This is a genomic window from Vibrio sp. V42_P2S4T144 (assembly GCF_009904715.1).
Lineage (GTDB): Bacteria > Pseudomonadota > Gammaproteobacteria > Enterobacterales > Vibrionaceae > Vibrio > Vibrio alginolyticus.
Map to the genome: position 1 here is coordinate 1 of NZ_WXWS01000087.1, position 12,027 is coordinate 12,027.

Here is a 12,027-nt window from a genome sequence, read left to right on the forward strand (position 1 = left end):
CTTATTGATTTATTATATGCCTGCACCATGTCCAGATTCTGATTGGTCATCAGAAGCGTCTTGTTGTTCTGCCATTTCTTCTTGCTGTTGTGCTTTCTCAATGCTCAACCACCAAACAAATAACTCATACCAAATTGCTAGGATAACGGCACCTAAGAACAGACCAACGATGCCGTAGAAAAGCATACCACCGATGGCACCGAGCAGAATCACAGGCATTGGCACGTCGACGCCACGTCCCATCAACATTGGTTTGAACAGGTTTTCAGAAAGAGCCGCAACTACGACCCAAACAGTAAACATGGTTGCTGTTGAGGTGTCTTGGGTCATGTACATGAAGCCAATCACAGGTAGCACAGCGAGCAACGCCGGGAGCTGAGCGATACATAAGATCATTAGAAGCAGTGTGAGTAAACCTGCTGCCGGAACGCCAAATACGAAGAAACCAGCACCGATCAACAGTGCTTGAATCGCCGCTACACCGACTACGCCAAGCAGTACGCTTTTAATTGTCGCTGCGATAAGCGTGGTCCAGCTTTTTGCGTTTTCACCTGCGGTTCGAATCGCGATGGTTCTTAAGCCTGATGCCGCAGATTCAGAGTACGTCATGAAACCTGCTGCAATCGCAAGTGACAAGATTGAAAGCAGTAAACTTCCCAATACGCCCCCCAGTGTACCCAGTAAAGATGTGAGTCCTGCCTTTATTTGTGGCATAAAGGTTTGAATCGCTTGCTCAAGATTAGTAGCGAATAGGGTCCACACTTCGTAGAGCTTATCACCCACGATAGGCCAATCCGCTACGGAAGCTTTTGGCCCTGGTATTTTCACTTGTCCATTTTGTAGTACTTCAAGCGCGTGCGTTGCACCATCCACAATGGAGCCTGATACCATAACAAGTGGCGTGACAAGGAGGGCAATACCAAGTAAAGCAATGGTTGTGGCTGCCAAGCCTCTACGACCACCATATACACGCTGCAATTTTTGGGTAAGCGGCATTAAAGCGACGGCTATAATAGCGCCCCAAATAACCGGAAGGATGAAGGGTTTGATGATGTCGTACGTAAACATCAGCAAGACAAAGATCAAGCCAATGCGTATTGCCGATTCCACCATATTACTGATGAAAAGCTTACTGTCGATTTTTACCGATTGTTTATCCATTTTTGTTTACCTGATGATCAATGTTAGAACTGACGAGACTTGAAACAACAATCGCCATATAAAAAACACCTGTGATGGCCTCTAAATACACCACGACTTGAGCCAGTGGTGTTAGAGGACTAATGTCGCCATAACCGAGCGTGGTTAAGGTAACGAAACTGAAATACGCTGCATTGGAGAAGTTCTGCCCCCAAGAAATCGCTTCCATACCGGTAAAGGCTTCAGGCGAAAACTCAAGCAGAATGAGGTAGGCAATCGCCCACATCAGACCAAGCAGCAAGAAAAGCGCGACCGAGCCAATGACTTTGTTGCTGTTGACATGGCCGGTGAAAAGAATCTGTCTTGCGATGGATTTAAAAGTGCCGAAAAAGAACGCAAAGGTGAGGGCAAGCATCACCACATTCATCTCTCTGATGTCGAAAACGGTCTTGATCACAATCACAAGAACCCAAACACCAAACAGGCTATAGAGGAAACGAGACCAGGTTTTGTCAAAGCGAAGGCTCGCAAAACAGACGATAAACGTCAGAACCGTGAAAGCCTGAAGTATGTGTTCAATCGTCCCTTCACCTACGACTTGTGCCATCGCACTCCCTAGCAACAAAATCACTAGTGCTAAGGTTAGATAGAAGAAGTTGTTTTCTTCATTAATATTTTTGAGGTTTTTACCAATGACCATGGCTCTTCTCACTTAGTTATTGTTCACTTTCTGCGGATGACTCTTTCATCACCATGATGGACGCAGAAAGCCCGAATCGAAGATCAACATCTTCAGGAAGTTCTTGTAGGGAGATTCGCACCGGAATACGTTGTGCTAGGCGAATCCACTGAAAAACAGGGTTTACGTTTGGAAGAAGGTTGTAGCCGACCGTGCCGTCTTTGGGCGCAATCCCCCAACCAATCGAGTCAACCGTCGCGTCAATTGGCGTGTCTGGGTGTGACATCAAAGTGACACGCGCTTGGCTGCCAGGTTCGATTTGCGCAAGTTGGTTTTCACGGAAGAAACCAAATACCCAAAAGCTGTTTTTGTCGATCAGTGCGAGCAGTGGTTGGTTTGCGACCGCTTGCGTACCGTTTCTAATATCGAGGTTAGATACAAAACCATCGACGGTCGCATAAACTTTGGTAAAGCTGAGATTAAGGCGTGCTGATTTTAGTTGCTCTTCTGCAGATTTGATTTGCAGTAGCGACTCTTCGTAAGCGATTTCACGACGAATCAGATCCTTGTGAGAAACCGCGCCACGGTCTTTGGCACGAATGTCTTTTAAGCGGTCATATTCGATTTTTTTACCGCGAGAGCTAACAATGGAGCGCTCCAGTGCTACTTCGGCTTGAGATAACGCAACCTGGTAAGTCGCAGGGTCGATTTCAAACAGTAAATCCCCCGTTTTTACTTCTTGGTTGTCTTGCACCGCGACATTTACAATTGGGCCTGATACGCGAGGAGCCACTTTGATGACGTTAGCACGCACTTGCCCATCTCGTGTCCATGGGTTATTAAAGTATTCCTCAAACTTTTGATAGCCGAGCCAAGCTGCGCCACCAAGAATGACAAGATTGAGTGCGATTACGAATAGTTTTTTCATCTTGTTTGGCACCTAAAATTGAATATAAAAGCTGTCGATGGCCACCACATAACCGACCATGATGGCAATAAACGTCAGAGACGGAAAAGCGATGAAGCGAGACAAACGTGTCTTGTTCAATATCATCACCGTTATCCACGTGGCCGTGACGGCGAGAAAGAGCACGAGTAGCGTAGGAGAAAAGTAAACGTCTCCCCAAGAAAGTTCATGAGGCATTAGAGATCCTCCGTTTTGTTCTTATCGCCGTTTTCCGTCGGTGTTTCGATAGGCAAAGGCGGCAATACGCGGTTTTCTTCATTTAAATAACTTCCCCAGTCAGTGCGCTCTGTCATCTGCGTGGCAATCGATTCACTGATGAAAGGTTTGCCTGTTTGGGTTTGCCAGCCTCCACCGAGGGCTTTGTAGAGCGCGACAACTTGGTTCGCAACATTACCTTTGATCGTTGCGTAGCTGTCTTCTGCGCGGGTCATTTTTTCTACCGAGTTAAGCAGACGTTCGAATGAAATTTGTCCGTTTTCGTACTGTGTCATGGATATGTTGAACGCACGAATGGAAGAGTTGACCGATTGCAAGCGTAAATCTTTTTGCTGCAAATACAGGTCATATGCTTCGATTGCATTGGTGACTTCATTAACGGCTTGCAGTACCTTTTTGTTGTAGTTCGTCAGCGTTTCTTGGAAGCGAGCATCTTCGAAACGAATGTTATTTTTCACGCGTCCGTATTGGAAAATGTTCCAACTGAACGTTGGGCCAATCACCATGGTGAGCGAATCGCTAAAACTGAAACTGCTGCCATCGGGAACCGTACTGTCGATACCGATGGAACCGAACAACGAAAAGCTTGGGTACAGAGCGGTTTCTGCCACGCCAATCTGCGCACTTTGCGCGCGAGCTTGCATCTCAGAGACTTGCAAATCCGGACGTCGCATCACTAAGTTAGCATCCACTAATGTATCCAAAAGCGGTGGACGTGGCACAATGGAACGCTCGTCGGTGCCCGATAGCGCCGATTTTCTGCCCGTCGCTTTGAACTGGGCTTCGTACTCAGCGATTTGCTTGTGCATCCCATCCGACTGTAGCAGTCGATCTACTTCTTCTGGTAACAGACCCAGTAGCAAAGCCAACACAGTACGTGATTGCTTCATTGCCACTTCGAGGCTCGGTAACGCTGCTTTGGTGGTGTAGAGTTGGTTTTTAGCTTGTTGAACGTCCAATTCTGTAACGTTGCCAGAGTCGAACTGCACCTGAGTAATACGTACGACACGCTCTTGAATCTCGATATTGCGGCGAGACAGCAAAATACGTTCTTGGAATGTGCGATAGTTGATGTAATTGCGCGCCACTTCGGCGGTTATGGTGACCATGATGTCGTGATACGATGCGATGGATGCGTAGTAACCCGCTTCTGCCGACTCAATACCGCGAGCATACTTGCCCCAAACATCCATTTCCCAAGCAGCATCAAACGACAAAGTGGCGTTATTCACGCCCTGATCATTTACGTAGGCACGCGCTAGGTTTCCTGACACGCTTTGAACTTGTGGGTATTGCAAGCCAGTCGAAATACCAAGCAATGAACGTGCTTGGACAATTCGTAGCCCTGCGGCTTCTAAATCGAGGTTTTGTTTGCTCGCCAACTCAACTAGCTGATTAAGAGTTGAGTCATTAAATTGCTGCCACCATTGTTGTAGCTGTTGCTCTGATTGCTGCGTATCTTTGGCTGCTTTTTGCACCGACCAGTCACTTGGCAGTGGCGCCTGCTTTGGATGAACATAATCTGGTCCTACCGTGGTACACGCACTGAGTCCGAGCAAAGAAAGTATGGCGAGGCTTGGTTTGGTTAGTTTTGGAAGCATCATATCCCCACCTTTAAAAACGCTTCTGTTGTAAGTTCACCCAATCGATATCCTCGTAGGTTTGCTTGCAATGCTTGATTGCTTCGAACACGTTCCGTTTTAAATTCAGCAAGATATAAAAACCGGCTATCTCTGAATAAGCGTAGTCAGATAAATCCAACTCACTAAAAAAATCTTCCAGTTTATCTTCGAATGTTTGGTAATCCTGACTGTATTGGTCGAATACGGAGTCGAGTTCTTGTGTTGCTTGATGGCTGGCTAAAGCGCCTGCCATCAAAGGAATGATGGAATCGCGGTGTTGTTGACGAAGCTGAGTAATCAGCGGATTGGCCATCAACTTTTTCTCGGCGGCCATTAAGATGTTGATGTGATTACTGAGTACATCACACGCTTTGCTAAACGCGCCAATCGCTTCTGGCGTGGTTTTATCAAAGTGTTTGTGGTTGATTTTCGAACCCCAGACTTTGAGCTTTTTCGATGAGACATTGAGCGTCACCAAGTGCAAGGCCCGTTTGAGCGGCGTAATAACCGAGCTGGACTGCTGTTGATAGGTAGTGAACAGCTCTCGGGTATGTCGGAAGTAGCGTTCTTTTATGGTCAAAAAGAGGTGTTCTGGTCGTGAGCTAAACGGGAAGTAGTGCGCGAAAATAATCATGAACACCACCATGTAGAACAACAGCATGATCGTCATGAGGATCCCGAAGTGATAAAACATGTTGTTGTCTAAACCAAGAACAAACAAGCCAATCATATAGAAAATCGTCACTGGCCCGTTAAACAGATAAAAGCCGATAAAGGTGTAGATAAAGATGAACAGGCCAAGTTCTAACCCGAGATCCAATTGCGGAAGAATGAAGACGTAAGAAGGCACCGCGAACAAGAAGCCGAAAGTGAACAGCACAAGCAACAAAATTGGGTGCACAGGCACGAACGACAGCAAAGACATAAACATGGTCGAGAAGACCACGAATGAATAGCCGCCTGGTGGATTGAAATAAATCCAAATCAGTCCAGCAACCCAATAAGTGACAAAGGTTTTGACCGCGGTTTTAAAGTTTTCTGCGTCCCACCATAGAAACTTGCCTTTCGGTTTCGGCAGTGGCACGTCAAAGGAGACATTGTTCGTCACAGAGTCAATACAGCTAATGCTCTCCGCTAAACGCGACAAGTTTTGATGCATCAGTTCCAATAGGTGACCAAGCGTAAGCGCAGAGCCTTTCTCTAGGTGAGCTGCGTCTTCAAGCAACGCTTGGTTGTATTTGACTTTGAGTTCCTGGGCACGATAAGCGGGTTCTTTTTCGTCCCAGACTTGTTGGCAGGTATCAAATAGCGCGTCAATTTCCGCCACGGCTTGATCAAAGTTGCTGATGCTTTCACGGTCTTGCTGGTGGCTAAAGTGGCTGTGCGCCGCGACGGTCAATTGTTGCGTTACCTGCTTGTTCAAATGAACTGCCAAGCGCCACTCTTTCATGTAGGCCGACACGTCACTGCATTCCACACTGACCGTGGCAAAACGCTGTTCGAGCGCATTTTGAGCGGCAAACATCTGTTCGATGAGAGTGTCCACGCTAGGTTGTGGCTCTTCCGCTTCTGGATTTTCTTCTCCGCCTTCTTGAGGAGAGATTTGCCCTGCCGATTTTTGCTCGAAATTTTGCAAGATAGCGGTGAACAACGCGCGTTGTGCTTGGTTGAGTTGTTCGATGGGCTGTCTTAGGTTTTGTTCTGTTTTGGTCGGGAATAAGAAAGTTCCCACGAGTGTGTAAACCACCACCCCAAACACCGTCATATAGGCGCGGTCAACGCCATAAAGGAACGCACCTTCTGCGTCACCGCCATTGGACATCATCAACGTCATCACACCGGTCAGCATGAGTAGCGTAGGATCTTTTTGATAGGCATTACGGAAGTAAAAAATGAATGAGACCACAACCGACACGCTCAGCATGTACAGCAAGCGATCTTGAGCAAACAACCCCACCAGTAACAAGCCAACCACGGCACCAACCAATGTACCTAACACGCGTAAGGTACCTTTGGCGAGGGATTCACGACGACTGCCTGTGGATGCAATCAGCATCACTGTGGTTGCGGCCGTCGATGCTTGCGGCCAACCCATGGCAAACGGGATCAGATAAGCCAGAGTTAGGCTAAGCGATACTTTAATAGCGAATTTTATTTTGTCGTTCATAGTGTCAAAGTTTGCTCAGGCTTATCGTTATAAGTTGATGAATTTCTTATATGAATAATCAGAATCTTGTTCTGAATAAATTCGGGGGGCGGAATATAGCGGGTGAAAAAGTGTGCTTTGTAAACCCTTTGTCAAAACAAAAAGTGCGTATTTGGCTTGATCTCGTGCTAGCCCTTGGCGTTATTGGTGAAACGCCTAAAACGAGCAAATTCGCGATCTGTGATGATTCTCACTTTTGAAACAAAATCGCTGCATTGTGTGAGCCAATTCTCACCTTATATTCTTCGCCTGGTACCAAAGCAGACCACTTGTACCATCTGCAATGAGCTTTACTGCTTTAAAAAGCATAGATGATGAATGGGTATTTGAGAGGGAAAGTTATTACTTTTTATCGGCTTGCCGATTGTTCGTTTGTTTTTTTGGATCGAGATAAAAAAACCAAAGCGATCCCACCAAGAATGATGCCGCTGGTTAAAAGAGTATGCAGTGAAAGAGGCTCGTGGAGTACGATGCTGCCGAGTAGTAAAGCAATGGCTGGCACGGAAAGTTGGCTGACGGCGGCTTGAAGTAAAGAGAGCTTACGTACGACTTGGTACCAAAGTGTATAACCAAGGCCAGAGGCAATGGCACCAGATGCGATAGCGAGCAACACTCCGCTCAAAGAAAGGTGGATTGAGGACAAGATTAATGGCGAAAGGAGCACGCCAATTATTGATGCTGCGATGAATCCCCACGTGATTCCACTACTTGGAGAAGGCGCTTGTTTACCGAGCGCAGTAAACGCAGCCCAACAAACGCCAGAAATCAACATGAGAAGTGCAGAGCTAATATCGGGGCGCGTGGCAGATGGCAACATCAACCAAACAAATCCAACAATTGAAAGGCCGATACCGATGATTTCGAGAAACTGAAAGCGCTCACCTTGCCACCAATAGATTGCCAGTAACGTAAGTTGCACGGCACCAAACAAAAGCAAAGCACCTGTTCCTGTCGCCAGTTGTAAGTACGCGAAAGAGAAAAGGGCAGCGTAACCAAATAACGCCACGCCAGCAAAAAAGCGAAAGCGAGACGTTGGCCGATCGGTTTTCCACTGACCTCTCACGACAAGCAATGCGATTAAGATAACAGCGCCAGATATCAATCGAACGAGAGTGAAGCTTCCTGCATCAATTAACCCTTCGGCCAATGCAAGTCGGCACAATAATGAATTGGCAGCGAACGCCAGCATTGCAATGGCAGTGAGTAAAAAGGTCGACATCCTTGATCCTTAGCGTGTAAATGAACAGCTAGTGTAGATCCAAAAGAACATTTTTATTAGTTGATAAAGTGATTAGTTATAGCTATCAGAGCAAGAAAGTCATTAAAAATAACCAGAGAAAACCTGACCTTAGCCTGAGTCTTACTGTGGTTGGGAAGGTTGTTTGTACAATGACTTAATGGTGTTTTTCAACCATAGCAATTTGGGATTGTACGCATTGCGTTTATGCCAAATCATGGTAAATGGAATCAGTAACTTGTCTTGTTGAACTTGGTCTAATGGAATTGGCAAGCACACCAAATCGAGATGCAGCTTTTCTGTGTAACTTTTGCAATAGTGCGGCGCGGTGGTGATCATGTCATGCGTCGGCTGCGCTGCCATAAAAAGGGATTGCTCAAAGTTGGACATCGTCAGCCCGATAGAGCGCTGTAGCCCTAGTTCCGTTAATACTTCATCCAACGCCCAAGTTTCACTTTTTTCCCAAACAATATTGATGTGTTGGTAGCTCAGAAAGGTCTCGAGATTCCACTCTTGCTGTAATGCCGGGTGATCTTTATGCAAATACACCATCGGCAGGTCATAAAATAGAATCTCAAAATCCAAGAAATACGGCAGAAGATCCAACGACTCTTTCGATCTCGGGTGACTTTCTCGGCCGGTAAAACCGATATCCGCCTCGCCTCGAATGATGGCGTCGAGTGAATCGTAATCCCAGTTACTGGTTTTTACTTTCGCTTCAGGGTATCGCTGGTGGATAGCGACGATGAGTCTGTCCAACACCGTGAGCACTAATGGCGACTCAATCGTGATATCAAAACGCACTCCTTTAGGCGTAATATCGCTGCGTTTTTCTGCAATCTGGCTGCCAATTTGCAGCCATTCTGCAAGATCTTGCTCCATGCTTTGCGCCAAAGGCGTTGGCGCAAGACCTTTAGGTGTTTTGACAAACAAAGGATCATCGAACCAATGACGAAGTTTGTTGAGCGACTTACTTACGGTAGAGGGCGTAACGTTCAGCTTTTTTGAGGCTTTCGAGACGCTTTGTTCTTGCAGCAATAATTGCAGAGTGAACAGTAAGTTTAAGTCAAGTCGCGCTAGGGATTTCTTCATAATGGGTATCGTGAACAGGCTTTGGAATCAATAGTATTAGAGCAAGGCTGATTACGCTACCTAACACTAAGATAAACACCAACATATTCAGAGCACTAACGCCGATGAAACCCATAAACCAAATATAGAACGCTGAACTACAAACTTGAGCAATGCCCAGTAACGAGCTCGCCACGCCAGCTTGTTGAGAGAATGGGCTGAGCGCTTGGCTCATGGCCACGCCAAAGCCACAAGCGAAGCCAGCGCAAATCAGCCCAAGTCCGAATACATAGTAAAGAGATTGTCCATCATGGAAATGGGCAGCACTGAGCACGATGGCTGCGCAAGCGAGCAATACTTGAGAGGTGATCATTAAGGTTCGCTGCTTAAAAATCCCCAATGCCAATGGTGCCGAGAACGAAATCAACATACTGATCGTCGCAGTACCAGCCATGATGGAAGAATAGCCACCGCGATCAAAACCAAGCATGCTCATCACGACAATTGGTGAAGCGTTAACAAAGGTCAGAATGGTGGTCACTCCAAGTGCAGTAATGATCAGCCTACTGATAAAAAATCGCTCGAAGAAAGTCTCTTGATGGCTCTCTGGCGCTGTCTGTTCTTCACCTTGTTGGCTGGGTAGTGATTCCTTGAGAACAAAAATGGCCAATACACTGACGAGAATGCCCATTCCTGCCATTGTGGTAAACAAACTCGGCCAAGGAAATTTCAGCATAATCAAGTGACCAATCACGGGTGCGATCACTGGAATGATACAGGTGATGCCATTGAGCATCGACAATACTTTCGCGCGGCGTTCATCGTCTAACGTGTCGCGTAAAATCGCGAATGCGACGACATAGCAAGATCCAGCCCCGATGCCTTGGCAAAAGCGAGCAATCAAGAAAGTGTTTGGTTGCTCAGCCATCCCGCCGAGAAAAGACGCGAGCACGAAGATCATCGCGCCGACGACGGCAACAGGCTTTCGTCCCACAGAGTCTGCAATTTTCCCCGCGAATAACATGGTGGTAGCCATGCCAGCTAAATAGATCGAAAACGCAATATGCAACTGAGATTCACTAGCGTTGAGATCTGACGCAATTTGAGGCAAACCAACAAGATACAAATCAATTGCAGTAGGGTAGAGTAAGACGAGTGCAAAACTGCAAAGTAAAAAACGGGACATGGAAACCTCTCTATCGAATGGCGAGGATAATAGAGTGCTAAACGTTTGCCTGCGAGTGGGAAATACGACACCAGGTATTTCTATTTACGACATACCCTGTATGAATTGAGCATAAAAACAACAAGGAAGATTATGATTACCATTGAAAAGTATTCGCCTGAGCGACATGAACAAACTTGCGAACTTAGTGTGCTAGAAGAGCAATCGCAGTTTACGGTCGCGGATGTGGGTGAAATGCTTACGCGTCTTGAACCTACAGAACTTCCGCATCTGATTTTGACAGACGATGATGTGGTTGGCTTTTTTCTATTTGATGCTGCTTACAGCGAGAAATACGATTTTTGCCCGAAAAACAGTTTAGGCGTACGTGCTTTGCTGGTGGATCACCGTCATCAAGGCAAAGGCATCGCCAAGCAAGCCATTCAACAGTTTGCCGATTTCGCCAAACGCCATTATCCCGAGTTTGATGCGCTTTATCTCACTGTGAATTGCCGCAACATACCCGCTTATCAGTGCTATTTAAAATCAGGGTTTGAAGATACCAATGAGCTTTACCACGGCGGCCCCGTTGGACCGCAACACATTATGAGACAGCCGCTTTAGCTAGGAAAAACCAAGGATGGAAAGATGAGGATTGAAATCGACAATTTAGAACGGCTGCAAGTGATAGCGCTGTTGGAAGGACATTTACAGGACATGTACGCCACGTCACCACCAGAAAGCGTGCATGCGTTAGATTTAGATAAGCTCAAAGCGCCAGAAGTGACATTTTGGACCGGATGGAAAGGTGAGCAACTGCTTGGGTGTGCGGCGATTAAAGGGTTGGATGACCAACACGCGGAGCTGAAATCCATGCGCACCACGCCTACGGCAAGAAACCAAGGTGTGGCATCTCAATTATTGATTCATGTGATTGAGCAAGCGAAGCAAAAAGGTTTGCAGCGCTTGAGTTTAGAAACGGGCTCGATGGAGTTTTTTAAACCAGCGCGCCTGTTGTATGAAAAGCATGGCTTTGTGTACTGCGAGCCGTTCGGGGATTACGAACTCGATCCGAACAGTCAATTCATGACCCTAGAACTGAGCTAGGGCCATGAATTTTTAGAAGCTAAATCCAATCGATTTAGAAATTCAGATTCAAGTTGATGGTTGGCGACAAGAGGCTTGAACGCTCGTCAGCCAATCGCTTTCTCTTCTCTTTCAGTCTCTTGGCATTATCTTTGTCTGGATTGCCATCAAGCTGATTATCGATGACCGAGATTTCAGTATCGATTTGTTGGATGCGTTGCTGGCGTTGATATTCTTGATGACCTAACTGGTAGTTCTCAATAAACTCTTTGCTGCTGCATACACCGTAATATTCTTTGCCTTCGATACCGACAGTGTACCCATTGTCTGGTGAGCAATATTGGATAGTGCCTTTATCAAAGCCTTCTTTCCATTTCGCTCGGTCGGGTGTCACACCCGCTTCACCACAGTCTTCGGTATAGCTATTGATAATGTTTGGATCGTTGCCATCTCGGCCATCTTGATAACCTACGTTGTACCAGTTTGCCGTTTTGCACTCATCCGGAGACATGCTGGCGCAACCTGAGAGCAAAGTCAGTAAAGCCAGGGGGATTAGCGCTCTTTTCATCAGTGACTGTCCTTTAAATAAAATCGAATTGATAACTTGAGTTTAAAATGAACACTGTTCATATCAATGG

The 12,027-nt window shown here is 46.4% G+C and carries 12 protein-coding genes; 2 read left to right on the top strand and 10 right to left on the bottom strand.

Annotated features, from left to right (window positions below; all coding sequences use genetic code 11):
- Positions 1-12: 12 nt before the first annotated feature.
- The 9 genes from CAG68_RS02755 to CAG68_RS02795 form a co-directional block, all read right to left on the bottom strand.
- Positions 13-1,161, bottom strand: a complete 1,149-nt coding sequence (locus CAG68_RS02755; protein ID WP_054730104.1) for an AI-2E family transporter — start codon at positions 1,159-1,161, stop codon at positions 13-15.
- Positions 1,154-1,840: a potassium channel family protein gene (locus CAG68_RS02760; RefSeq protein ID WP_017634413.1), complete on the bottom strand. Its 687-nt coding sequence runs from the start codon at positions 1,838-1,840 to the stop codon at positions 1,154-1,156. The genes CAG68_RS02755 and CAG68_RS02760 overlap by 8 nt, the downstream gene beginning before the upstream one ends.
- Before the next feature lie 16 nt (positions 1,841-1,856).
- A complete protein-coding gene (locus tag CAG68_RS02765; RefSeq protein ID WP_033906681.1) occupies positions 1,857-2,747 on the bottom strand; it encodes an HlyD family secretion protein in 891 nt (296 codons plus the stop codon).
- Positions 2,748-2,759: 12 nt separating this feature from the next.
- Positions 2,760-2,963, bottom strand: a complete 204-nt coding sequence (locus CAG68_RS02770; protein ID WP_005374946.1) for a DUF1656 domain-containing protein — start codon at positions 2,961-2,963, stop codon at positions 2,760-2,762.
- A complete protein-coding gene (locus CAG68_RS02775) occupies positions 2,963-4,606 on the bottom strand; it encodes a TolC family protein (RefSeq protein WP_054730103.1) in 1,644 nt (547 codons plus the stop codon). The genes CAG68_RS02770 and CAG68_RS02775 overlap by 1 nt, the downstream gene beginning before the upstream one ends.
- A 10-nt stretch (positions 4,607-4,616) precedes the next feature.
- Entirely contained in the window at positions 4,617-6,791 is a 2,175-nt protein-coding gene (locus CAG68_RS02780) for an FUSC family protein (protein ID WP_161440751.1), read from the bottom strand.
- 388 nt (positions 6,792-7,179) lie between these two features.
- Entirely contained in the window at positions 7,180-8,049 is an 870-nt protein-coding gene (locus CAG68_RS02785) for a DMT family transporter (protein ID WP_161440752.1), read from the bottom strand.
- 141 nt (positions 8,050-8,190) lie between these two features.
- Positions 8,191-9,159, bottom strand: a complete 969-nt coding sequence (gene yidZ / locus CAG68_RS02790; protein ID WP_054865786.1) for an HTH-type transcriptional regulator YidZ — start codon at positions 9,157-9,159, stop codon at positions 8,191-8,193.
- Positions 9,134-10,324, bottom strand: a complete 1,191-nt coding sequence (locus tag CAG68_RS02795; protein ID WP_161440753.1) for an MdtL family multidrug efflux MFS transporter — start codon at positions 10,322-10,324, stop codon at positions 9,134-9,136. Before CAG68_RS02795 ends, yidZ begins: the two co-directional genes overlap by 26 nt.
- 132 nt (positions 10,325-10,456) lie before the next feature.
- Here CAG68_RS02795 and CAG68_RS02800 point away from each other — a divergent pair, with 132 nt between their 5' ends.
- Both CAG68_RS02800 and CAG68_RS02805 read left to right on the top strand, forming a co-directional pair.
- A complete protein-coding gene (locus CAG68_RS02800; protein ID WP_005386917.1) occupies positions 10,457-10,927 on the top strand; it encodes a GNAT family N-acetyltransferase in 471 nt (156 codons plus the stop codon).
- Positions 10,928-10,951: 24 nt separating this feature from the next.
- Positions 10,952-11,410: a GNAT family N-acetyltransferase gene (locus CAG68_RS02805; protein WP_161440754.1), complete on the top strand. Its 459-nt coding sequence runs from the start codon at positions 10,952-10,954 to the stop codon at positions 11,408-11,410.
- A 34-nt stretch (positions 11,411-11,444) separates the two neighbouring features.
- Here the strand turns inward: CAG68_RS02805 and CAG68_RS02810 are convergent, their stop codons facing one another.
- Positions 11,445-11,957 (bottom strand): DUF2799 domain-containing protein, encoded by a 513-nt coding sequence (locus CAG68_RS02810; protein WP_005374970.1) that lies wholly within the window; start codon positions 11,955-11,957, stop codon positions 11,445-11,447.
- Positions 11,958-12,027: the final 70 nt, after the last annotated feature.

Excerpts from the sequence above, each read along its gene's own strand:
- CAG68_RS02760 (WP_017634413.1), bottom strand. The coding sequence starts at position 1,840 with ATGGTCATTGGTAAAAACCTCAAAAATATTAATGAAGAAAACAACTTC.
- CAG68_RS02795 (WP_161440753.1), bottom strand. The coding sequence starts at position 10,324 with ATGTCCCGTTTTTTACTTTGCAGTTTTGCACTCGTCTTACTCTACCCT.
- CAG68_RS02810 (WP_005374970.1), bottom strand. The coding sequence starts at position 11,957 with ATGAAAAGAGCGCTAATCCCCCTGGCTTTACTGACTTTGCTCTCAGGT.
- CAG68_RS02765 (WP_033906681.1), bottom strand. The coding sequence starts at position 2,747 with ATGAAAAAACTATTCGTAATCGCACTCAATCTTGTCATTCTTGGTGGC.
- CAG68_RS02770 (WP_005374946.1), bottom strand. The coding sequence starts at position 2,963 with ATGCCTCATGAACTTTCTTGGGGAGACGTTTACTTTTCTCCTACGCTA.
- CAG68_RS02800 (WP_005386917.1), top strand. The coding sequence starts at position 10,457 with ATGATTACCATTGAAAAGTATTCGCCTGAGCGACATGAACAAACTTGC.
- yidZ (WP_054865786.1), bottom strand. The coding sequence starts at position 9,159 with ATGAAGAAATCCCTAGCGCGACTTGACTTAAACTTACTGTTCACTCTG.
- CAG68_RS02755 (WP_054730104.1), bottom strand. The coding sequence starts at position 1,161 with ATGGATAAACAATCGGTAAAAATCGACAGTAAGCTTTTCATCAGTAAT.
- CAG68_RS02785 (WP_161440752.1), bottom strand. The coding sequence starts at position 8,049 with ATGTCGACCTTTTTACTCACTGCCATTGCAATGCTGGCGTTCGCTGCC.
- CAG68_RS02780 (WP_161440751.1), bottom strand. The coding sequence starts at position 6,791 with ATGAACGACAAAATAAAATTCGCTATTAAAGTATCGCTTAGCCTAACT.
- CAG68_RS02775 (WP_054730103.1), bottom strand. The coding sequence starts at position 4,606 with ATGATGCTTCCAAAACTAACCAAACCAAGCCTCGCCATACTTTCTTTG.
- CAG68_RS02805 (WP_161440754.1), top strand. The coding sequence starts at position 10,952 with ATGAGGATTGAAATCGACAATTTAGAACGGCTGCAAGTGATAGCGCTG.